Source organism: Streptomyces sp. PsTaAH-124 (assembly GCF_000373685.1).
Lineage (GTDB): Bacteria > Actinomycetota > Actinomycetes > Streptomycetales > Streptomycetaceae > Streptomyces > Streptomyces andamanensis.
On record NZ_KB892162.1, the window covers coordinates 50,957 to 73,259 of the forward strand.

15 protein-coding genes are annotated in these 22,303 nt (G+C 73.6%); 8 read left to right on the forward strand and 7 right to left on the reverse strand.

Annotation, left to right across the window (positions count from 1 at the left end; all coding sequences use genetic code 11):
• Window positions 1–46 precede the first annotated feature (46 nt).
• The 3 genes from B086_RS0108650 (at window position 47) to B086_RS0108660 (ending at window position 5,818) form a co-directional block, all read left to right on the forward strand.
• Window positions 47–1,405, forward strand: coding sequence for a M60 family metallopeptidase (locus B086_RS0108650; RefSeq protein WP_018566014.1), 1,359 nt, complete (start codon window positions 47–49; stop codon window positions 1,403–1,405).
• 21 nt (window positions 1,406–1,426) lie between these two features.
• Window positions 1,427–3,823: a polysaccharide lyase 8 family protein gene (locus tag B086_RS0108655; protein WP_018566015.1), complete on the forward strand. Its 2,397-nt coding sequence runs from the start codon at window positions 1,427–1,429 to the stop codon at window positions 3,821–3,823.
• Window positions 3,824–3,904: 81 nt separating this feature from the next.
• Window positions 3,905–5,818, forward strand: a complete 1,914-nt coding sequence (locus B086_RS0108660; protein WP_018566016.1) for a DUF2264 domain-containing protein — start codon at window positions 3,905–3,907, stop codon at window positions 5,816–5,818.
• 33 nt (window positions 5,819–5,851) lie between these two features.
• Here the strand turns inward: B086_RS0108660 and B086_RS0108665 are convergent, their stop codons facing one another.
• The 6 genes from B086_RS0108665 to B086_RS0108690 all read right to left on the reverse strand — a co-directional run bounded on the left by B086_RS0108665 (window position 5,852) and on the right by B086_RS0108690 (window position 12,672).
• Window positions 5,852–6,619, reverse strand: coding sequence for a class I SAM-dependent DNA methyltransferase (locus B086_RS0108665; protein ID WP_018566017.1), 768 nt, complete (start codon window positions 6,617–6,619; stop codon window positions 5,852–5,854).
• Between the two features lie 60 nt (window positions 6,620–6,679).
• Window positions 6,680–8,524, reverse strand: a complete 1,845-nt coding sequence (locus tag B086_RS0108670) for a siderophore-interacting protein (protein ID WP_018566018.1) — start codon at window positions 8,522–8,524, stop codon at window positions 6,680–6,682.
• A 149-nt stretch (window positions 8,525–8,673) separates the two neighbouring features.
• Window positions 8,674–9,720: an ABC transporter substrate-binding protein gene (locus B086_RS0108675; protein ID WP_018566019.1), complete on the reverse strand. Its 1,047-nt coding sequence runs from the start codon at window positions 9,718–9,720 to the stop codon at window positions 8,674–8,676.
• Window positions 9,717–10,550 (reverse strand): ABC transporter ATP-binding protein, encoded by an 834-nt coding sequence (locus B086_RS0108680; RefSeq protein ID WP_018566020.1) that lies wholly within the window; start codon window positions 10,548–10,550, stop codon window positions 9,717–9,719. The genes B086_RS0108675 and B086_RS0108680 overlap by 4 nt, the downstream gene beginning before the upstream one ends.
• On the reverse strand, window positions 10,547–11,626 hold the full coding sequence (locus tag B086_RS0108685; RefSeq protein WP_018566021.1) for a FecCD family ABC transporter permease: 1,080 nt from the start codon (window positions 11,624–11,626) through the stop codon (window positions 10,547–10,549). Before B086_RS0108685 ends, B086_RS0108680 begins: the two co-directional genes overlap by 4 nt.
• Window positions 11,626–12,672, reverse strand: coding sequence for a FecCD family ABC transporter permease (locus B086_RS0108690; protein ID WP_026252239.1), 1,047 nt, complete (start codon window positions 12,670–12,672; stop codon window positions 11,626–11,628). Before B086_RS0108690 ends, B086_RS0108685 begins: the two co-directional genes overlap by 1 nt.
• Before the next feature lie 228 nt (window positions 12,673–12,900).
• Here B086_RS0108690 and B086_RS0108695 point away from each other — a divergent pair, with 228 nt between their 5' ends.
• Together B086_RS0108695 and B086_RS0108700 are read left to right on the forward strand one after the other, a co-directional pair.
• Window positions 12,901–13,602: a helix-turn-helix transcriptional regulator gene (locus B086_RS0108695; RefSeq protein WP_018566023.1), complete on the forward strand. Its 702-nt coding sequence runs from the start codon at window positions 12,901–12,903 to the stop codon at window positions 13,600–13,602.
• A gap of 300 nt (window positions 13,603–13,902) precedes the next feature.
• Window positions 13,903–14,112, forward strand: coding sequence for an MbtH family protein (locus B086_RS0108700; RefSeq protein ID WP_018566024.1), 210 nt, complete (start codon window positions 13,903–13,905; stop codon window positions 14,110–14,112).
• Window positions 14,113–14,136: 24 nt separating this feature from the next.
• Here the strand turns inward: B086_RS0108700 and B086_RS0108705 are convergent, their stop codons facing one another.
• Complete coding sequence (locus tag B086_RS0108705; protein ID WP_018566025.1) at window positions 14,137–14,640, reverse strand: GNAT family N-acetyltransferase; 504 nt, start codon at window positions 14,638–14,640, stop codon at window positions 14,137–14,139.
• Window positions 14,641–14,789: 149 nt separating this feature from the next.
• Here B086_RS0108705 and B086_RS0108710 point away from each other — a divergent pair, with 149 nt between their 5' ends.
• The 3 genes from B086_RS0108710 to B086_RS39570 all read left to right on the forward strand — a co-directional run.
• The gene (locus B086_RS0108710) at window positions 14,790–15,056 is read left to right on the forward strand and encodes a phosphopantetheine-binding protein (protein ID WP_018566026.1); all 267 of its coding nucleotides are present in this window, start codon (window positions 14,790–14,792) and stop codon (window positions 15,054–15,056) included.
• Complete coding sequence (gene entS / locus B086_RS0108715; RefSeq protein ID WP_018566027.1) at window positions 15,043–16,362, forward strand: enterobactin transporter EntS; 1,320 nt, start codon at window positions 15,043–15,045, stop codon at window positions 16,360–16,362. The genes B086_RS0108710 and entS overlap by 14 nt, the downstream gene beginning before the upstream one ends.
• A 207-nt stretch (window positions 16,363–16,569) precedes the next feature.
• Window positions 16,570–22,303, forward strand: a 5,734-nt coding sequence (locus B086_RS39570; RefSeq protein ID WP_018566028.1) for a non-ribosomal peptide synthetase, incomplete at its 3' end; no start/stop codon positions are given.

Consider the following 22,303-nt stretch of genomic DNA (forward strand, 5'->3'; position numbering starts at 1 on the left):
GCCCACCGGCGCCCACCGTACGGATCGCCCCAAGGAGACGATGTCCATGCGCACCCCCGCATCCCCGTCCCGCCGCTCCGTCCTCGCCGCGGCCACGGGCGCCGCGCTCACCGTCGGCGGCCTCGGCGCCGGCTCCGCCCGCGCCGCGGGCCCCGCCGGTACCACGAGCGCCGCCCATGGCCACGGCGACCTCGTCGTACCGCTCGTCGCCCGTCCCTCCGCCGAGGCGGAGCGGCTGCGCCTCGGCCAGGCCCTGCGCGCCGCCGAGTTCCAGCCGACCGGCCGCTATCTCCCGCCGGGCACCGTGCTGCGCTGCGAGGTACTGCCCCACCACGGTGCGGCGCCGACCCTGTGGATCGGGCAGTGGGACTACTACGGCACCGTCACCGCACCGCGCGCCTACCCGCTCCGGCCCGGCGCGAACACCGTGACCGACCCGCACGGCGGACCCGTGTATCTCACCCTCGAGGGCGACGGGCAGCGCGCAGCGGTCCGGCTGCGGAGCGGTTCCGTGCCCATGCCGGTCTTCACGCTCGGGCGCACCTCCGAGGCCCGCTACCAGCACCAGTTGGACACCTGCACCGATGTGCCGGTCGTCGAGCTGCACGGGCCGCGCTCGATCGTGACGCTCACCCGGGACGGAGCGCTGCTGTACCGCGACGAGGACCACGCGGCGCTGCTCGGCCTCCTGGAGCGGATCATCGACGCCGAGTCCGACATCAGCGGTCTGGACGGCTCGAAGGCGGTGCACCGGCCCAAGGCCGGCGGCTACCACTTCACCGAGGTGTCGGTGGTGCCGTCCGGCGTCGGCGCGTACGCGACACACGGGTACAACGGGTTCCCGCGCGCCTATCTCGACCGGGCCACGACCGTGGAGGGGCTGCTCACCCGCGGCTGGGGGCTGTACCACGAACTGGGGCATCTGCATCAGCAGTTCGCGTACAAGCCGTCCGGGCTCACCGAGGTCACGGTGAACATCTACTCCCTGGCCGTGCAGCGCGCCCTCGGCCGGACCTCCAATCTCCTCACCGTCGACCCGAAGACGGGCCTGGACTACTTCCAGTCCGCGCGGGCCAAGTTCGGCACGGCGGGGCTGACGTACGAGAAGTCCTTCGGCGCGTACGAGAAGCTGGTGCCGCTGCGTCAGCTGGAGCTGGCCTTCGGCGCGGACTTCTGGCCCCGGCTGCACAAGCTGGTGCGCGAGGAGAACCCGCAGTCGGACTCCACCGAGACGGCCCTGCGCTACCGGGCGCTCGCCACCTACGCCAGCCGGGTCGCCGGACGCGACCTCACCGACTTCTTCGTCACCACCTGGGCGTTCCCCATCGACGCCGAGGGCCGCGCCGAACTGGCCGCACTCCAGCTCCCCGCACCGTCGACCGACCCGGCCACGCTGGCCGACTGATCCCGCAGGAAGAGATCCGCCATGGAACTGAGCAGACGCCAGACCCTCGCGCTCGCCTCGGCGGGCGCCGCCGCCGGACTCGTCGCCCGTGCGGGCGGTGCGAGCGCCGCCGCCGCATCCGGCGACGACCCCTACGAGCCGCTGCTCGCACGGGCCGCGCAGCAGTTGACCGGCGGCGCCTTCGACCCGGCGGACCCGGACTTCGCCGCCGCGCTCACCGCCCTGGACACCCAGGCCGCCGCCTGGTGGCGGCAGATCGACACCTCCGCGGGCCGCACCGCGCTGTGGGCGGACCTGTCCCCGGCCTCCGATCCGGGCATGTTCGGCCAGAGCTACCCGCGGCTGCGCACGATCGCGACCGCGTGGGCCACGCCCGGCACCTCGCTCACCGGGCAGGCGGCGGTGCGCGACGGCCTCCTCGACGCGCTCCGCTTCCTGCACACCACTGGCTACAACGCCTCCCGCCGCGAGACCGGCAACTGGTGGTTCTGGGAGATCGGGGCGCCCCGCGCGCTGATGGACGTCTGCGTCCTGCTGCGCGCGGAACTGTCCGCGCAGGACCGCGACGCCTATGTGGCGACGGTGGCCCGTTTCGTCCCCGACCCGGACCGCCGCACCAACTCCCCCACGCTCGCCGAGACGGGCGCCAACCGCACCGACAAGGCCGTCATCGTCGCGCTGCGCGGGCTGCTCGCGGGCGACCCCGCCGCGCTCGCCCTGGCCCGCGACGGCCTGTCGGACGTCCGGGACAAGGGGAAGAACAGCCTGTTCCAGTACGTCACCTCGGGCGACGGCTTCTACCGGGACGGCTCGTTCGTGCAGCACTCGGACGTCGCGTACACGGGCACGTACGGCAGTGTCCTGCTCGGGGGCGCCGGTCAGCTGATCGCGCTGCTCGCCGGTTCCGACTGGGCCGTCACCGACCCGGCGGTCGAGGTGTTGTACGAGGCCGTGGAGCGCTCCTTCGAGCCTCTCCTGTTCGACGGCGTGATGATGGACGCGGTGCGCGGCCGCGCCGTCTCCCGCGAGCGCGCGCGGGACCATGCCGACGGGGCCGCCGCGGTGGCGCACATCCTCCAGCTCGCCGAGGGGGCACCGGACGCGTACGCGGACCGCTGGCGCGCCGCGGCCAAGGGCTGGATCCTGCGCAACACGAGGACGCCGTACCGGACGCTCGTCGGGATCCCGGACCTGGCCCGTGCGAAGGCCGTCCTCGGCGATCGGACCGTGCGGCCCGCCGACCGCCCCGACGGGCACTTCGTCTTCGCCGACATGGACCGGGTGGTGCACCGGCGCCGGTCGTGGGCGTGCGCGCTGTCGCTGTCGTCGCGGCGCATCGCCGCCTACGAGGCGGGCAACGGCGAGAACCTGCACGGCTGGTACACCGGCGACGGCATGACGTACCTGTACGACGGCGACGACACGGACGTCTTCGGTGACGCCTTCTGGCCCACCGTCGACCCGTACCGGCTGCCGGGGACGACGGTGGACACCCGGGTCCGGGCCGATCTCGGGACCGGCGGCGGGACCGGCACCTTCCGCCCGCAGAACGCGGTCGCGGGCGGTGCGGTGCTCGACGCCCGCCACGGTGCCGCCGCGATGGAGCTGATCGCGGACGGGTCGACGCTGCGGGCCAAGAAGGCGTGGTTCTTCCTGGACAACGCGGTCGTCGCCCTCGGCGCCGGGATCACCGCGAGCGACGGCAGGACCGTCGAGACCGTCGTCGAGAACCGGAACCTGCATGCCCAGGGCGCGCCCCGGCTCGTCGTCGACGGACACCGGCAGTCCTCGCGGCAGGGGTGGTCGGCCGCGCTGGACGACGCCCGCTGGGCCCATCTGGAGGGCACGGGCGGGTACGTCTTCCCCTCCGGCGGGCCGCTGCGCGCGCTGCGGGAGGAACGCACCGGCACATGGAGCGCCCTCAACACCGGTGCGGACACCGCGGGCAGCACCACCCCGGTCACGCGCCGCTACGCCACTCTCTGGTTCGACCACGGGCCCTCCCCCGCCTCCGCGTCCTACTCCTATGTCCTGCTGCCGCGCGCCACCCCCGCCGCGACCCTGGCCTGGTCCCGCTCCCGCCCGGCGCGCGTGCTCGCCAACGACGCCACCGTCCAGGCTGTTGCCGCACCCCGCCACGGCCTGCTCGCGGCGCACTTCTGGGCGGCGGGCTCGGTCGACGGGCTCGGCACCGACGGCCCCGGCACCGTCCTGGTGTGCCGCCGCGGCGGGGACGTGACGGTGGCGGTGGCCGATCCGGGCCGTACGGCGACGGAGCTGACGGTCCGGCTGCCCTTCGCCGTGCGCAAGGTGGTCCACGCCGACGACACCGTGTCCGTGGTGCCGGGCCGCCGCCCCGTGCTCACCGTCCGCGTGGGCGGCTCACGGGGTCATACCCACACGGCCCGGCTCCGGTGAGACCGGTCCCCTCGCCTCCTGCCCCGCCACCCCCGGCCACCCGTATCGCACACCGTCCGACGAAGGAGCCAGCGAACCGCCATGCCCGCCCCGCACTTCCCCCTCCCGCCCACCGACCGTGTCCGCTCGCCCCTGACCGGCTGGACGCGGGCGCACTGGGAGGCCCTGGCCGACCGGCAGCTCGCGGCCCTGCTGCCGTACGCCACTCCGGGCTTCGCGCAGTACCGGCTGCCGGGCCGGGCCAGTTGGTCCGGGGTCGTCTCCGACGGCCTCGAAGGGTTCGCTCGGACATTTCTGCTGGCCTCCTTCCGGATCGCGGGCGCGGGCGGCGAGGACGACCGCGAGGGCGCTGATCCCACGGCCGTCTCCCATCTCATCGAAAGGTACACGCGGGGTCTGACAACGGGCACGGACCGTGACAGCGACGAGGCCTGGCCGGTGCTCACCGACTGCTCCCAGCAGATGGTGGAGGCCGCCTCGGTCGCACTCGCCCTGCACGAGACCCGTCCCTGGATCTGGGACCGGCTCGACTCCCGGGTGCAGGAGCGGGTCGTCGACTGGTTCTCCGGGTTCGTCGGCGCCCGGACCTGGGACAACAACTGGCGTCTCTTCCAGGTGGTGTCGGAGCAGTTCCTCGCCTCGGTCGGCGCGCCGTACAGCCAGGAGGACATCGACGCCGGGCTGGACCGGATCGAGGACTGGTACGTCGGCGACGGCTGGTACACGGACGGCGACGGCCGCAACTTCGACTACTACATCGGCTGGGCGATGCACCTGTACCCGCTCCTGTGGGCCCGCATGGCGGGACCGGACGGGGACGGCGGGCGCGGCGCCGTGTACCGGGAGCGGCTGGCCCAGTTCCTCACCACCTACCCGCAGTTCTTCGGTGCGGACGGCGCGCCGGTGCACCAGGGCCGGTCGCTGACGTACCGCGTCGCGGCGACGGCGCCGGTGTGGCTGGGCGCGCTCGCCGACTGCACCCCGCTCGCCCCGGGCCTGACCCGGCGCCTCGCCTCGGGTGCGGCCCGGCACTTCGCCGAGCGCGGGGTGCCGGACGAGCGGGGGCTGCTCCCGCTGGGCTGGTACGGCACGTTCCTGCCCGCGACGCAGGCGTACTCGGGGCCCGCGTCGCCGTACTGGGCGAGCAAGGGATTCCTCGGCCTGCTGCTGCCCGCCGACCATCCGGTGTGGGCGGACCGTGAACTCCCGCTCCCCGTCGAGCAGTCCACGCAGTACACGGCACTGCCCGCGCCGGGCTGGCTGCTGCACGGCACCCCGCACGACGGAGTCGTGCGCCTGGTCAACCACGGCAGCGACCACAACCCGCCGGACGGACCGGGGAGCGACGATCCCCACTACGCCAAGCTCGCCTATTCGACGGCCACCGCGCCGGAGTCCGCGCCGCACGCCTGGGCCCGCACGGTCGACAACCACATCGCGCTGCTCACCGCCGACGGCACCCCCTCACGGCGCCGCCGCATCGTCCCGCTGGCCTGCGCGGGACGCCGGGCGTCGTCCCGCCACCTCGCACAACTCCCCTATTGTGACGAGGAGTTCCCGATCGAGTCGACCAGTGTGCTGCACGGTCCGTGGGAGCTGCGCGTGCACCGAGTGCGGGCGCCCGAGGGCGTGACGGTGCGCGAGGGCGGGTACGCGGTCGCCGACGGCGTACGCCCGCAGGCGGAGCAGGGACCCGGCTGGGCGCTGGCCCGTACGGAATCGGGGCTGACCAGTGCCGTGGCCGCGCTGTACGGCTGGGACGAGGAGGCGGGCGTCGCGCGCGAGGCCGAGGCGAACGCCTGTGGTCCCCACTCGGCGACGCCGTACCTGCACGCCGTGCGCCACCCGGGCGGGGAGAGCGTCCATGTGACCCTGGTGGTGCTGACTCGTGACGTCGTGCACCCCTGGGTCCTGCGCGAGTCGGTCCGGTGCGTGCGCGGGGACGACGGGCTGGTGACGGTCACGTTCCCGGACGGCGAGACGGTCACGGTCTGACGAGACGGTCACCGTCTGAGGGGACATGAGGGGTCAGGTCACTCGAGGCCGCCCCGGCATGGTCCGTTCCGGGAGCCGGTACACGGAGACATGGGACCGTGACTCGGCGGTGAACTCCGCTCCCGTCCAGTCCGCGTACCGGGCTTCCCGTTCGAGGCCGGCCAGTTGGGCCATGAGGTCGAGTTCGGCGGGCCAGATGTAGCGGTGCGGGCTGCGGGTCAGTCGCGCCTGCCTGGTCTCGTCGAAACGGAAGTGGTGCGAGACGACCTGCTGTCGCAGCGTGTCGTAGGTGTCCAGGCCGATGTAGCCGGGCTCGGACCGCCAGACGGTGGCGGCCTGGCCCGGCGGGAGCTTGCGCAGCTCGGGCACCCACAGCTCGACCACGAACCGCCCGCCGGGTGCGAGGTGGCGGGCGGCGTTGCGGAAGCACTCGACCTGCTCGGCCTGGGTGAGCAGGTTGGAGATCGTGTTGTAGACGAGGTAGACGAGGGTGTGCTCCCCCGGTACGACGGTCGTCGCCATGTCACCGATGACCACCGGGACCGTCGCCTCGTCCGCCTTGGAGCGCAGCCGCTCCGCCATCGGCCGTGACAGTTCGATGCCGGTGACCGGGACCCCGCGCTCCGCGAGCGGAACAGCCACCCGGCCGGTGCCGACGGCGAACTCGACCGCCGTCCCGTCCCCCGCGAGCCGGGCCAGGAACTCGACGGCCGGGCCCAGGATTTCCGGCGCGAACATGCCCGAACCGGGTGTGTCGTAGCTCTGTGCGGTGTCCTCGTCCCAGATCTCTGACTGCTCCATGCCTCCCACGCTTGCCGCTGCCCCGCGCGGTGTCCAGCGAATATCCGCCGTCCCCGGGCGTCAGTCCCGCGCCGGGGAGACGACCCAGAGGCGGTGGTCCCAGCCGATGTCCCGGCAGGTGCGCACCGTCAGTCCCGCGCGCTCGGCGAGGCGGGCGACGTGTTCCGCGTCCCGGACGCCCGAGCCGAAGGCGCACTTGAGACGCAGGTGGTGCACGACGGCGTCGATGTCGTCGGCGTCGGCCGGTGCCACCTGTTCCACCAGGACCAGTGTGCCGTCGACGGCCAGTCCGGCACCGGCCTCGGCGAGGACCTGTACGGCGTCGTCGTCGGGCAGCCACTCCAGTTGCCTGCACATCAGCAGGGTCCGAGCGCCCTCGGGTACGCCGGAAGCGCGCGGGACGAGTTCGACGCGCGGCAGCACATCGGTGTCGAGCAGTTCCTCCCGCAGCACCCGCAGCGCGGAGGGCATGGCGACGATCTGGGAGCGCAGTCGGGGGAACGCCTTGGCGAGGGCGTTGACGACGGTGGCCGAACCGTGTCCGGTCGCGGTCAGCACGGGCACCGAGGCCCACTCGTGGGCGCCGACGACGCCGGGGGCGACCCAGCGGGCGTGGTCCTCGACGGCCGCGCGCGCGGTGCCGGCCAGGCGGGGGTCGTCGGTCATCGCACCGGCCAGGGTCCGGCCGTCGTGGGTGCGGTAGCCGGCCTCGCCGGTGCGCAGGGTGTGCAGGAGTCCGCTGAAAGAGGCGTCGAGTGCGGCCTGGGCGCCGCCCAGGTGGTACTCGTAGGCCGAGTGGTCGTCGTCGACGAGTTCCTCGCCGACCGGGGCCAGCCGGTAGCCGCCCTCTCCGTCGTCGGCGAGGACGTCGAGGGAGGCGAGGTAGGCGAGCAGCGCGGTGAGAGTGGCGGGGTCGGTGGCGGTGCGGGCGGCCAGTCGGCGGGGGTCGCGGACGCCGGAGGCGACGAGTTCGAAGACGCCGAGGGTGACGGCGGCGCGGATGGCGTAGCCGGGGGCGAGGTCGGTCAGCTCGTGCAGCCGCTCGTGGGCGTCGCCCTCTTCGTCCTCCTCGGCCGCCGGGACGCCGGGTGCGGTGGGTTCGGTGCGCCGCCAGTATCCGGTGATGTCCAGTTGCTCGCGCGGTACTTGACGTTCCGTCACCAGATGGCGGCGGATGCCCTTGAGGGTGACGGCCTCGCCCGCCACCCAGGCGAAGACGGTGCCGGGAAGCCACTCGGTGTCCCGGACCGCCTGCTCCAGCAGGCCGGTGGTGCCGGCGGGGGCGCCGTCGCGGGAGAGCCAGACGATGTCGGCGTCGGCGCGGGTGGGCAGTTCCTGGCGGTGGCTGTCCTCGCCGATCTCGACGAAGACCTTGGCGCGGGTGCCTTCGGGCATCTCCGCGAGCCAGCGGCCGATGGCGGGCAGCGCGGTCTCGTCACCGGCGATGAGCAGCCAGTCGGCGCCCTCGGGGTGGCTGTGGGACATCTTGGGTCCGGCGATCCAGGCGCTCTCGCCGGGCTTGACGCGTTCGGCCCAGCCGGAGGCGATGCCGCCCTCGTGCCGGACGAAGTCGAAGTCGATCTCTCCGGCGTCGGGGTCGAAGCGCACCGGTGTGTAGTCCTTGGAGACCGGACGGCCGTCGGCGGGCCAGTCGAGGCTGCTGACGTTCTGCCGGGGCAGCACCAGGCGCCCGTCCTCGTCGGTGAAGAAGAACTTGACGTGGTCGTCGAAGCCCTCGGTACGCAGCTCGGGCAGGGTGAGGCCGTCGCGGGTGAAGGTGCGGAGCTGTTCTCCGCCGAGGGTGAGGCGGCGCATTCCCGGGGTGATGTTCTCGGCGCGCAGCACGGTCAGTTCCCTGAGCACGATGGGGAAGGTGGCGACCGAACGGGGGCTGCGGGTGGGCATGCGGGCTCCTTCGTACCACGGGCGTTCCCGTGGGGGCGGGGTGTGGTGCGGCCGGTGGCACGGCACCCGCCGGTGGCCGGGTCCCGGGCGGGGTCCGGCCACCGGTGCGGGCGCGGTCCGGCGGACGGCGGTGACGGGTGGCGTGGGTGCTACTTGCCGGCGACGGCGTCGGCCAGGATCGGCGTCAGCTTCTGCGCGACCCAGGGCGAGCTGAGCGCGTCGGGGTAGGCGACGGCGGAGGCGAGGGTGTTCTCGGACGGCACGACGGCGTAGTGCTTGCCCTTGACCACCTTCAGGGACGCGAAGAGCTTGTTCTTCTCCAGTTCGGAGGCGGACACCAGTCCGTTGTCGCCGAACGGGTAGGTGATGAGCAGGACGTCGGCCTCCAGTTCGTCGAGGTTCTCCAGGCTGACGGCGTTCTTGTCGGCGCTGTACTTCTTGGCGTTGGGCGCCTTGGTCAGGCCGAGTCCCTCGAAGACACCGGGGTCCTGGTCGGCGTAGGAGGCGTAGGTGATCTGCTCGGGGTGGACGACCGCGTAGGTGTACGTCCTGCCCTTGAACTCGGGGTGGGCCGCGGCCGCGTCGGTGAACGCCTTCTCGTTGGCGGCGATGATCTGTTCGGCCTTGTCGGTCATACCGAGCGCCTTGGCGGCGATCTTCAGCCGCTCCTGCCAGGTGAGGGTGTCGGCGTCCTTCTTGTCGGCGTAGGTGACGACGGGGGCGATGGGCTTGAGCTTGGCGTAATCGGTGTTCATCGCCCAGGTGTTGACTCCGAGGATGACGTCCGGGGCGGCTTCGGCGACGGCCTCGTAGTCGGTGCCGTCGGTGTCGTCGTACGTCTTGAGCTTGGTCTTGCCGAGCTTGTCGATGGCCTGCTGCTTGTACTCGGGGACGGGACCGCCGTCCTCGGCGTCCGGGGTGATCACCGGGACGATGCCGAGGGCGAGGGCGATGTCGGTGTCGCCGTCGGAGACGGTGGCGACCCGGACCGGCTTCTTGGCGACCTCGGTGGTGCCCCAGGCGTTGGTGAGCTTAACGGGGAAGGCCGCGGAACCGGCGGTGGTGGCCGCGGGCTCGGAGCCGGCCTTGTCGTCCCCGGATCCCGAGCAGCCGGTGGCGAGGGCCAGGGCCGTGGCGACGGCGAGGAGGGTGCGTACGGCGCCGCGGCGGCCGGCCGCTCTGGTCAGGCGGTTCACGTTCTGTTCTCCTGGATGAGGTGGCGGCTGCCCAGCGGGAAGATCTGGGGCCGGTCGGTGCGGGGGTGGGGCACGACGACGCAGTCCAGGCCGAAGACCTCGGCCACGGTGCGTTCGTCGAGCACATCTGCCGGCGGGCCCTGGCGCACGATGCGTCCGTCGCGCATGGCGACGATCGTGTGCGCGTACAGGGCCGCCTGGTTGAGGTCGTGGGAGACGAGGACGATGGTCTTGCCGGTGCGTTCGTTCAGGTCGGCCAGCAGGTCCATCACCTCGATCTGGTGCGCGATGTCCAGATAGGTGGTGGGCTCGTCGAGCAGCAGGGTCGGGGTGTCCTGGGCGAGGGCGAGGGCGATCCACACGCGCTGGCGCTGGCCGCCGGAGAGGGCGTCGACCGGGCGGTCGATCAGTTCGGCGGTGCCGGTGGCCGTCAGCGCCTCGGCGATCAGCAGGTCGTCGGCGTCGGTGCGGCGCTGCCCGAACCGGCGGTGCGGGTGGCGGCCGCGCCACACCAGGTCGCCGACGGTGATGGACTCGGGTGCGATCGGGGACTGCGGCAGGATGCCGAGCCGGCGGGCCACCTCCCGGGTGCGCAGGGAGTGGATGTCGGCGCCGTCGAGCAGCACCGAGCCCTGGCTGACGGGCAGCAGCCGGGCGACGGACTTCAACAGGGTGGACTTGCCGCAGGCGTTGGGGCCGACGAGGGCGGTGACGCGTCCGGTCTCGACGGTGAGCGACAGTTCCTCGATGACGGGGGCGTCGCCGTATCCGGCGGTGATGCCGCGCGCCTGGAGCGTGTGCGGGCCGGTGGTGAGGGTCTGTTCGTTCACGAGACGGCTCCGTGCCTGCGCCGAAGGATCAGCCAGACGAAGTAGGGCGCGCCGAGCAGCGCGGTGAGGACCCCGGTGGGCACCGGGCTGATCAGGGGCGCGTTCTGGGCGAGGACGTCGGCGCCGACGACGAGGACCGCGCCGACCAGCGGGGCGAGGACGAGGGCTCGGTCGCCGCCGACGAGCCGGCCCGCGATGGGGCCGCTGATCAGCGAGACGAAGCCGATGGGTCCGACGACGCTGGTGGCCAGGGCCGCGGCGGCGGCGCCGACCAGCAGGGCGGCGGCGCGGGCCGGCCGGACCCGGGTGCCGAGACCGGTGGCGAGCTGGTCGCCCAGTGCCATCCCGGACAGCGGCCGGTACAGCAGGGCGGTGCAGACCAGGCAGCCGGCGAGACCGAGGGCGAGGGTGCGCACGCCCTGCCAGTCGGCGCCGTTGGTGCTGCCGATCAGCCAGCGCATCACCACGGCGAGGTCGTTCTGGTCGGCGATGGTGAAGAGGTAGTTGGTGTAGGCGGTGCACACGGCGCTCAGTCCGATGCCGACCAGCACCAGCCGGTAGGTGTCCACGCCGCCCCGGTGGCTGAGCGCGTACACGGCGCCGAGCAGGGTGAAGGCCCCGGCCAGCGCGGCGAGCGGCGGCCCTGAGGTGAAGGCGGCGGGGGCGAGCAGCAGCACGGTGGCGGCGCCCGCCCCGGCGCCCGCCGAGATGCCGACGATGTCCGGGGTGGCCAGCGGGTTGCGGACGATCCGCTGGTAGAGGGCACCGGCGAGCCCGAACAGGGCGCCGGACAGCAGCGCGGCCAGGGCGCGGGGCATGCGCAGCTGGAAGATGAGGTAGTCGGCGAGTCCGGTGCGCAGGCCGAGGGCGGCGGGCAGGACGTCGGCGGCGGCGATGTGGGCGACCCCGCCGAGCAGGACGGAGGCGGTGGTGAAGCCGAGCAGGAACACGACGAGCACGGCGGTGACCACGGCGGTCCTGCGGTTGTGCGCGCGGCGCCGGGCGCGCAGCCGGGCGGCGGTGGCCTGCGGGGGGACGGTGGGTGCCGACGGTATGTCGCGGATCGCGGTCGCCATCACACCCGTACCAGGTTGCGGCGGCGGGCGAGCCACACGAAGAAGGGGGTGCCGACGACCGCGGTCATGACGCCGACCTGGATCTCGCCGTGGTCGATGACGAGCCGTCCCGCGGTGTCGGCGCCGGTGAGCAGGACGGCGCCGAGGGCCATGGACAGCGGGAGCGACCAGCGGTGGTCGGGGCCGACGAGCATGCGGGCGCAGTGCGGGGCGACGAGTCCGACGAAGGCGACGGGGCCGGTGGCGGCGGTGGCGGCGGCGCACAGCAGGACGGCCACGGCAGCGGCGGCGAGGCGGGCGCGTTCGACGGGGACGCCGAGTCCGCGGGCGGTCTCGTCGCCGAGGCTGAGGACGTTGAGGGTGCGGCCGAGGGGCAGGGCGAGCAGCAGTCCGGCGGCGGCGAACGGCAGTACGTCGTCCAGTACGGCGGCGCGGCCGGTGAGTTGGCCGACCGACCAGAACCGCAGATGGGCGTAGGCGGCGTCGTCGCGCACGACCATCAGCGTGATCAGTGAGGACATCACGGCGGCCAGGGCGACCCCGGCCAGGATCAGGCCGATGGTGGAGCTGCCGGTGTTGGTGCGGGTGCCGATGAGATAGACCAGTACGGCGCTGAGCGCGGCGCCGATCAGCGCTGTCCAGAAGTAGCCGCGGAGGTCGGTGACCCCGAAGTAGAGGATTCCCACGACGACGGCCATGGCCGCGCCCTGCTCGATGCCGAGGAGGCCGGGTTCGGACAGCGGGTTCATGGTCAGCGCCTGCATGATCAGTCCGGAGGCGCCCAGCGCCGCGCCGACGAGCAGCCCGAGGAAGGTCCGCGGTATGCGTTCGGTCCACAGCACATGGGAGTTGTACAGGTCGCCGTTCGGGTGGAGCAGGATGTGCACGATGTCGAGCGGGGAGATGTGGCGTGAGCCCAGTCCGATGCTCGCGATCAGGGTCGCCGCGACCGCGACCGCCGCCAGCAGCATGCAGGCGGCGCCCCGGGAGAAGCGGGTCCTGGCCGGTGGTGGCGACGTCGCCACCGGCGGGGACGTGGTTGTCATGATTTCTTCCGCTCCTCACGAGTCGTACGGCAAGTTAGGTTACCCTTACCTTGCCTGGCGTCGATACAACGCAGAGGCACAGGCCTCGAATCCAGGGGTCGTATGTCCGGCCCCGCACACCTGGGGGATCTCGTGACACAGAGCGCGGTTCGGACGAAGTCGGCGGAGCACGCGGACACGGCGGTGCCGGCGCACCGAACTCCGGAGCACCCGGAGCACGCGGACGACATGTGCATCACGACGGAGGGGCACCCCGTACACGTGCATGACTTCCACCAGTTCCTGTACGCCCCCCTGGGCCGGATCGTGGTGACGGTGCGGGACGCGGACCATGTGCTGTCTCCGGCGGTGGGTCTGTGGATGCCGGCGGGTGTGCCGCACAGCGCGCGCTTCGACCCCGACTCGCTGGTGGTCAGCGAGAGTTTCGAGGCCGAGCGCTACCGGCTGCCCTACACACGTGCGTCGGTCGTGCCCGTCACAGAGGCCAGGAGACGACTGCTGCTGGCCCGCATGCGCAGTTCGGGAGCGACCCCCGAGGACACCGCGCTCTTCGCCGAACTGGCGGGCGACGAGCGGCGGCTGCCCCTGCCCCGCCCCGTGAGCACGGCGGCCCGCGCGGTGGCCGTGGCGCTGCTGCGCGACCCGGGCGACCAGCGGACGGCGACGGAGTGGGCCGAGGCGCTGTACACGAGCTCGACCAGTCTGCGCAGGGCGTTCCGGGTGGAGACCGGCCTGTCCTTCTCGGAGTGGCGCACCCGGGCGCGGCTCAACCGCTCCTTGGCCCTGCTCGCCGAAGGGCACCAGGTGGGGGCCGTGGCGACCCGGGTCGGCTTCGTCAGCGCGAACGGCTTCATCCTGGCGTTCCGGCGCCATTTCGACCGTACCCCGGGCGCGTACGTCCGGGAGCGGACGGCGCCCGTCGTCGGGTAGCGTCCGCGTGCGCGGGGTGCGCCGCCGTGCCGCGGCGCACCCGCGATCTCCCGGAACACGGCCAGAAGTTGAGCACGCAACAGCTCCTTCGGGACGCATGTCACACCGCCGGGACGGGGCTTGACACCTCTCCGAACTTGGGAAATGTTAGGCCAGCCTTACCTAAGTAAGAATCTTGTGTGCGGTCTGTGCACGACCCGGCGGAGACCGCCGGTGCCGCCGCACCGGCCATCCGAACCCGGCCGGCCGCGCCTTCTCTCCCGCGCACACCACACCACCATCCCCACGAGGAGATCCCCCATGGCCGCCACCAACCCCTTCGAGGACGACGACGCCCGCTACCTGGTCCTGGTCAACGACGAGAACCAGCACTCCCTGTGGCCGGCCTTCGCCGAGGTTCCCGCGGGCTGGACCGTGGTCCACGGCGAGGACTCCCGGCAGGAGTGCCTCTCCTACGTGGACGAGCACTGGACCGACATGCGCCCGGCGAGCCTGGCCGGGCGGTCCTGAGCCGGACCGCCCCGCCCCGCCGGGTCAGAGCCGCAGGCTCAGCACGCTCGACCCCGGGCGGGGATCGAGGCCGGCCGGCCAGGCCGCGGTGGCGGGGTCCACCACGGTGAAGCCGTGCCGCAGGAAGAGGGCGGCCCCGCCGCTGGTCGCGGTGAAGACCGTGCCGACCGAGCGGGCCGCCGCCTCGGCGAGCAGCGCTCCCAGCAGGGCCGTACCGACACCCCGGCCCTGACTGGCCGCCGCCACACAGAAGTTGTAGACGACCGCGGTACGGGCCGCCACCCCCTGGCCGCAGCCGAGCCCCACACATCCCTCGACCCCGCCCGCGGCGGACTCGGCGATCAGGAAGTCGCCCGTGTCGCGCGCGTACTCGGTCGCGGAGCGCGCGCGTAGTTCTCCCGTACGGGCGAACGCGCGCGAGAGGCGGTACAGGGCGGCCACGTCGCCGGGTCCGGCCGCGCGCACCACCACCGGGTGCGGGGGGCGGAGCGCGGTCTGCGCGGGACGGAGCGCGGGGGGAGGAGTCACCGTGTCATCGGCTCTTTCACTCGGGGGGTTTCGCCGGCGCCGGCCGCAACCGGGGCGGGGACGGACCGACTTGACCGGGCCAAGAATAGATTGTTAGGTAAGCCTTACCTAACCAGAACGCGCCATCACTGATCAGGAGAGGAAGCACCATGACCGACACTTCCGGGCCGCAGCCCTTCACCCTCGACCGCCTCCGCGACGACCTCGCCGAGCTCCTCTACGTCGAGGCCGAGGAGGTCGCCGTCGACGAGAACGTGTTCGACCAGGGACTGGACTCGGTCCGGATGATGACGCTCGTCGAGGGCTGGCGGGCGCAGGGCGCCGAGGTCGGCTTCGCCGAACTCGCCCAGCGCCCGACCCTCGCCGACTGGGCCACGCTCCTCGCCCCCGCAGGAGCGCCCCGTGCGGGTGCGTGACCTCCTGGTCGACGTCGAACCCCTGCGCACCAGCAGGGACTTCCGGGCCATCTTCGTCGCCCGGGTGGTGTCCCTGTTCGGCCTGGGCATGGCGACCGTCGCCCTGTCCGCGCAGGTGTACGACCTCACCGAGTCGACCTTCAGCGTCGCCGTCGCCAGCATGGTCATGAGCGTGACGGTGCTGCTGGGCTCGCTGTGGGGCGGCTGGATGGCCGACCGCACGGACCGCAGGAGGCTCATCCTGCGGGCGCGCGCGGCCGCCGCTGCGGCCTTCGCGGGCCTCGCGGTCAACGCGTTCCTGGCCGACCCCAGCCTGTGGGGGATCTACGGCTGTGTCGCCCTGGACGGACTGGCCACCGGGGTGAGTGTCACCGCCCTGATGGCGGTGGCGCCCACCCTGGTCCGACCGGACCAGCTCCCGGCGGCCGGTGCGCTGATCTCCCTCACCGGTGAGATCGGCTCCATCTGCGCCCCGCTCCTCGGCGGTGTGCTGCTCGCCGCCGGGGGCCCCGGGCCGGTGTTCACGTTCACCGCCGTCACCACCGCCGTGACCGCCCTGCTCATCCTGCGCGTACGCCCCCTGCCACCGGTGGCGGACGAGGACGGCGAAGACGGCAAGGACGGCGGCTCCCCCCTCGTGGCCTTCCGGTTCGCGCTGCGCAATCGCGTGGTGGGGGCGCTGCTGGGCCTGGGCGGGATCACCGTGCTGTTCAACCTTCCGGTGGTGCTCTTCCCGGCGCTGGTCGCCACCCGCTTCGGCGGCGGCGACGTGATCCTCGGTCTGCTCTACACCGCCCCGGCCGTGGGCGCCGTCCTGGTCTCCGCCACCAGCGGCTGGGTCACCCGGCACGGGCGGCCCGGACGGCTGCTGCTCACCGCCGCGCTCACCGGCGGCCTGGCCACGATCGGTTTCGGCCTGAGCCACAGCGTCTGGATCGCCGTCCTCATGCTGGCCGTCGGCGGCGCCGCCGGCACGGTGTACGAGATCCTCGAGTACGCCCTGGTCCAGCACCACACCCCGGACCGGCTGCGCGGACGCGTGGTCAGCGTCGTCACCGCGCAGGGCACCACCGGCAACGTCCTCGGGGATGTCGAAGTCGCCCTGGTGGCACGCTGGTTCAACCCGGCCGGTGCCGCCGTCGTCAACGGCGCGGTGTGCGCGGTCGCCGCGGTCCTGGCCGCCGTCCTGGTCCCGGGACTGCGCCGGGCCACCCTCCCCCGCGACGAGGACGAGGCCGGGGCGGACGCCCTCGAAGGCCCGTCCGGCACCGGTCCCGGCCGGGACGCACCGACCGTCGTCGGCTGAGTCCCCCCGGCCGTCACCGGCAGAGCCCCCGGCCGCCGTCCCCGTCACCGGACCGACACCGACACCGACACCCCACCCGGGCGGAAGAGCCTGCGGGCCCTCCCGTCCGTTCCGCCGCGTCGCGCGTCCCACCGCGGCGCCCCGACTCCTGCCCCTCCCCTGCGGACGATGCCCCATCGTGCCGCGCCCCACCCTGGAGCGAGACCCATGACCGAGCGTGCCCAGCGGCGACTCCCCCTCACGGGAGCCCAGACCGGCGTCTGGTACGGCCAGCGGCTGGCCCCCGACTCCCCGGTCTACAACGTCGGGCAGTACGTGGAGATCAACGGTCCGGTCGAGGTCGCCGCCTTCGAGGCGGCCGTGTGCCGCACGGTCCGGGAGTGCGAGGCGCTCACGGTGCGGTTCGAGGAGGACGGGGCGGGCGAGCCCTGGCAGTTCCTCGCCCCGCACGGCGCCGCGCTGGACGGCCCGGCGCTGCGGGTGGTGGACCACCGGGACGCCACCGACCCGGACGCGGCCGCGCTGGAGCTGATGCGCTCCGACATGGGCCGTCCCGTGGACCCGGCCACCGGACCGCTGTTCGCGTACGCGCTGCACCTGGTCGGCCCGAACCGTGCCCTGTGGTACCAGCGCGCCCACCACATCGCGCTCGACGCCTACGCCTTCTCCCTGGTCTCCCGGCGCGTCGCCCAGGTGTACACCGCCCTGGTCCGGGGCGAGGAGCCCGAGCCCACGCCGTTCCGCCCGCTGGCCGACGTGGTCGCCGAGGAACAGACCTACCGGAATTCCGAACAGGCCGTCGCGGACCGGGAGTTCTGGTCGTCACGGCTCGCCGACCGGCCCGAACCGGAGCTGCTGGCCGGTGCCGCGCACCCGGCCTCGCAGACCTTCCTGCGCGACGGCGCCGTGCTGACCCCCGAGGCGACCGCCGGTCTGCACGCCATCGGACGTGCCGCGAAGGCGAGTTGGGCGGACACGGTGACGGCGGCGTTCGCCGCGTTCCTGCACCGCTCCACCGGCTCCCGGGACGTGCTGCTGTCCCTGCCCGCCATGTCCCGGCTGGGCTCGGCGGCCCTGTGGGTGCCGGCGATGGTGGTGAACGTACTGCCGCTGCGCGTCCCGGTCCGGCCCGGTACGGGCATCGGAGAACTGACGGCCGGGACCGCCCGGCTGGTCCGCGAACTCCGCGCCCACCAGCGCTACCGGGCCGAGGACATCCGGCGCGACCTCGGACTCGTCGGCCGGGAGCAGGGACTGCTCGGCCCGATGGTCAACATCAAGGCGTTCGACTACGCCCTGGACTTCGCGGGCGCGCCCGGCACCGCGCACAACATCGCCGCCGGACCCGTCCACGACCTCACCCTCGGCCTGTACCACGACGCGGCCGACGGACACATACGCTTCGAGCTGGACGCCAACCCGCTCGCCTACGACGCGGAGGAACTCGCCGCGCGCAGCGCCGAGTTCAACCGTTTCCTGGCCGAACTCTCGGCCGGCGGCCCCGGCACCCCGGTGAGCGCGCCCGAGCTGGTGGACGGCTGGACCCGGCGCGCCCTGCGGGACGCGGCCGAAGCCACCGCCAGGGAGGTGGAACCGGGCACGGTCGTGGACGCCGTCGCCGCGCAGGCCGCGGCACACCCCGCACGGACCGCCGTCGTCGCGGACGGACGCGAACTGACCTACACGGAGCTGGACGAGCGCGCGAACCGGATCGCCCGGCTGCTGATCGCGCGCGGTGCCGGGCCCGAGTCCTACGTCGGCATCGCGCTGCCGCGCACCGCGGACCTGCTGGTGGCCCTGCTGGCGGTGCTGAGGACGGGCGGCGCCTATCTGCCGCTGGACCTGGACTACCCGGCCGACCGGCTGGACCACATGGTCCGCGACGCCCGCCCGGTGTGTGTGCTGACCACCCTGGCTGCCGCCCCCTCGGCGCCGGACGTGCCGGGCACCGAGACCGTCGTCCTGGACGCTCCCGACACCCTGGCCGCCCTCGCGGCCCTGCCCGCGAACCCGGTCGCCGACGCCGAGCGGCTCGGCCCGCCGGACGGCGCGCACCCCGCGTACGTCATCCACACCTCCGGCTCCACCGGACGCCCCAAGGGCGTCGTGGTGCCGCACTCGGCGCTCGCCAACTTCCTGCGCATGCAGGCGCACGAGCTGGCCCTCTGCCCCGGTGACACCCTGGTCGCGGTCACCACGGTCTCCTTCGACATCGCGGCGCTGGAGCTGTGGGTGCCACTGATCAGCGGCGCCACCGTGGTCCTCGCCGACCGGGACACCGTGCGCGACCCGGCCGCCCTCTCGGCCCTGGTGGACGCCCACCGGCCGGCGGTGATGCAGGCGACCCCGTCACTGTGGCAGGCGCTGCTCGCCGAGGGGGCCCCGGCGTCCCTGGTCGGCACGTCCGTGCTGGTCGGCGGCGAGGCGGTCCCCGCGGACCTGGCCGAGCGGCTGACCCGGACCGCCAGGAAGGTCACCAACGTCTACGGCCCGACCGAGGCGACCGTCTGGGCCACCTCCGCCACCCTGTCCCCCGGCCACACGGGCACACCCGACATCGGCACCCCGTTCTGGAACACCCGCGCCCATGTCCTCGACGGCTCCCTGCGGCACACCCCGAACGGGCGGCTCGGGGAGCTGTACCTGGCCGGCGCCCAGCTCGCGCGCGGCTATCTGGGCCGCCACGCCCTGACCGCCGAGCGGTTCGTCGCCGACCCCTACGGCCCGCCCGGCACCCGCATGTACCGCACCGGCGACCTGGTGCGGCGCCGCGCGGACGGGCGGATCGAGTACGTCGGCCGGGCCGACGACCAGGTCAAGCTGCGCGGCTTCCGCATCGAACTCGGCGAGATCGAGAGCGTGCTGGGCGCGGCGGAGTCCGTGGGCCGTGCGGTGGCCGTGGTCCGCGAGGACGTGCCCGGCACCCAGCATCTCGCCGCCTACGTCGTCCCGGCGGGCGAGGGCCGGGTCCCGGACCCGGTCGCCCTGCGGGAGCTGACGGCCGCCCGGCTGCCGGAGTACATGGTGCCCTCGGCCGTGGTGGTCCTGGACGCCTTCCCGCTGACCGCCAACGGCAAGGTCGACCGGCGCGCGCTGCCCGCCCCCGACCTGTCCGGGCTGACCACGGCCGGGGCACGGGCGCCGCGCGGGGCCCGGGAGGAGATCCTGACCGGGATCCTCGCGGATGTGCTCGGCCTGCCGTCGGTGGGACCGGACGACGACTTCTTCACCCTCGGCGGGCACTCGCTGCTCGCCGCCCGGGTGATCGCCCGGGTGCGGGGCGCGCTGGGCACCGAGTGCGGCATCCGTGACGTGTTCGAGGCGCGTACGGCCGCGGCGCTGGCCGAGCGGCTGGCCGGACGGGACGGCTCCGCGCTCCCGCCGCTGACGGCCGCCGCCCGCCCGGAGCGGCTGCCCCTGTCGCACGCCCAGCGGCGGCTGTGGTTCCTGCACCAGATGCAGGGCCCGAGTGCCGCCTACAACATCCCGTTCGCGGCCCGCTTCACCGAGCCCCTGGACCCGGGCCCCCTGGACGCGGCGCTGGGTGACGTCGTGGCCCGGCACGAAACGCTGCGCACCGTGTTCGCGGAGGCGGGCGGGGAGCCGTACCAGCGGATCCTCTCCCCCGAGGAGGCGGGCGTGCGGCTGCGGGTCGTGGAGACGTCCGAGGCCCGCTTCGACGAGGAGCGTGAGCGGGCCCTCGGGCACCTCTTCGACCTGGCGGCCGAGCCGCCCGTCCGGGTCACGCTGCTCCGTGACCCGGCGACCGGGCGGCAGGCGCTGGTGGTGCTGCTGCACCACATCGCGAGCGACGAGTGGTCCATGGGCCCCTTCCTGCGCGACCTGGAGACGGCCTACGCGGCGCGGACCACGGGGACCGCACCCGAGTTCCCGGAACTCCCCGTCCAGTACGCGGACTTCGCGCTCTGGCAGCGCGCCCTGCTCGACGGCGCCGACGACTCGCCGACCGCCCGGCAGGCGGACCACTGGCGTGCGGTGCTGACGGGTCTGCCCGAGGAGCTGGCGCTGCCCGCCGACCGGCCGCGTCCGGCCGAGCCCGGCCCGGCGGGCGGCATGGTGCACCGCGCGCTTCCCGCCGAACTCGCCTCCCGCATCCGCGGATTGGCGCGGGAGAGCGGCACCAGTGTGTTCATGGTGGTGCACGCGGCGGTCGCCGCCCTGCTGCACCGGCTCGGCGCCGGTGACGACATCCCCCTCGGCACCCCGGTCGCCGGACGCACCGACACCGCGCTGGACGACCTCGTCGGCTTCTTCGTCAACACCCTGGTCCTGCGCACCGACCTGAGCGGCGACCCCACCTTCGCCGACCTGCTCCAGCGGGTCCGGGCCACCGACCTCACCGCACTGGACCACGCCGACCTGCCCTTCGACACGGTCGTCGAGGCCGTCAACCCGCGTCGCGGCCTGGCCCGGCACCCCCTCTTCCAGACGATGGTCTCGCACAGCACGGTCACCCAGGACGTGCGCCGCCTGTTCGGCCGGGACACCCGCGTGGACCGGATCGACCCCGGCACCACCAAGTTCGACCTCGACTTCACGTTCTCCGACACGGCACACGCCGACGACATCGACCTGGAGGTGTTCTTCGCCGCCGACCTCTTCGACCGCCCCACGGCCGAACGGCTGGCGGACCGCCTCCTGCGCCTGCTCGCACAGGCGGTCGCCGATCCCGCGCTCCCCGTCTCCGGGTACGACCTGCTCGACGCCACCGAACGCGAACAGCTCGCGGAGTGGAACGCCACCGCCCGCCCGGTGCCGGTGGAGACCGTGGTGGACCTGCTCGCCCAGCGGTCGGCCCACACCCCCGAGGCGACGGCCCTGGTCTGCGGCGCGGACCGGCTCAGCTTCGCCGACCTGGACGACCGGGTCGAGCTGCTGGCACGGACACTGGCCGCCGAGGGCGTCGGCCCGGACACCGTGGTGGCGCTCGCGCTGCCCCGCTCGGCCGACGCGGTGGTGGCCGCCTTCGCCGTCCTGCGTGCGGGCGGCGCCTACCTTCCGCTGGACCTGGACCATCCGGCGCACCGGCTGGAGTTCATGCTCCGGGACGCGGCACCGGTGTGCGTACTGACGTCCACGGACGTCGCCGCGGCGGTGCCCGAACTGCCGGGCGTGGCACGGCTGCTGCTGGACGAGCCCGCGTTCACGGCCCGCCTCGGCACGGCCATGGACCTGCCCGCTCCCCGCCCGGCCGGTCCCGGCCACCTCGCGTACGTCATCTACACCTCGGGCTCGACCGGCCGCCCCAAGGGCGTCGGACTGCACCACGCCGGGCTGACGAACCTGTACCGGGACCACGAGCGCGCCCTGTACCGGCCGGTCGCCGAGCGGCTGGGCCGGCGGGTGCGGGCCCTGCACACGGCGTCGTTCGCCTTCGACTCCTCCTGGGAGCAGTTGCTGTGGCTGGTCGCCGGGCACGAGCTGCACATCCTGGACGAGTTCGGCCGCCGGGACGCGGACGCCGTGGTCGCCCATGTCCGCGAGCACCGTATCGACACCCTGGACGTCACCCCGTCCTACGCCCGTCAGCTGCTCGACGCCGGACTGCTGACCGGCAGCTGGCGGCCGCCGCTGTTCCTGCTCGGCGGCGAGGCGGTGCCGCCCGCGCTGTGGACGGAGCTGGCCGCGGTTGCGGGGGTGGAGACCGTCAACTACTACGGTCCGACCGAGTTCACGGTGGACGCGCTCATGGCCCGGGTCACCGACAGCGCCACCCCGGTCGTCGGCCGCCCCCTGGACAACACCCGTGCCCAGGTGCTGGACGCGCGGCTGCGCCCGGTGCCGCCCGGGGTGGTGGGCGAGCTGTACCTGTCGGGTGCGCAGCACGCGCGCGGCTATCTGGGCCGCCACGCCCTGACCGCCGAGCGGTTCGTCGCCGACCCCTACGGCCCGCCCGGCACCCGCATGTACCGCACCGGCG

What these genes read in the sequence shown, in the direction of transcription:
- B086_RS0108690 (WP_026252239.1), bottom strand. Translation starts at nt 12,672, where the DNA reads ATGACAACCACGTCCCCGCCGGTGGCGACGTCGCCACCACCGGCCAGG.
- B086_RS0108685 (WP_018566021.1), bottom strand. Translation starts at nt 11,626, where the DNA reads ATGGCGACCGCGATCCGCGACATACCGTCGGCACCCACCGTCCCCCCG.
- B086_RS0108700 (WP_018566024.1), top strand. Translation starts at nt 13,903, where the DNA reads ATGGCCGCCACCAACCCCTTCGAGGACGACGACGCCCGCTACCTGGTC.
- B086_RS0108695 (WP_018566023.1), top strand. Translation starts at nt 12,901, where the DNA reads ATGTGCATCACGACGGAGGGGCACCCCGTACACGTGCATGACTTCCAC.
- B086_RS0108710 (WP_018566026.1), top strand. Translation starts at nt 14,790, where the DNA reads ATGACCGACACTTCCGGGCCGCAGCCCTTCACCCTCGACCGCCTCCGC.
- B086_RS0108665 (WP_018566017.1), bottom strand. Translation starts at nt 6,619, where the DNA reads ATGGAGCAGTCAGAGATCTGGGACGAGGACACCGCACAGAGCTACGAC.
- B086_RS0108660 (WP_018566016.1), top strand. Translation starts at nt 3,905, where the DNA reads ATGCCCGCCCCGCACTTCCCCCTCCCGCCCACCGACCGTGTCCGCTCG.
- B086_RS0108655 (WP_018566015.1), top strand. Translation starts at nt 1,427, where the DNA reads ATGGAACTGAGCAGACGCCAGACCCTCGCGCTCGCCTCGGCGGGCGCC.
- B086_RS0108670 (WP_018566018.1), bottom strand. Translation starts at nt 8,524, where the DNA reads ATGCCCACCCGCAGCCCCCGTTCGGTCGCCACCTTCCCCATCGTGCTC.
- B086_RS0108650 (WP_018566014.1), top strand. Translation starts at nt 47, where the DNA reads ATGCGCACCCCCGCATCCCCGTCCCGCCGCTCCGTCCTCGCCGCGGCC.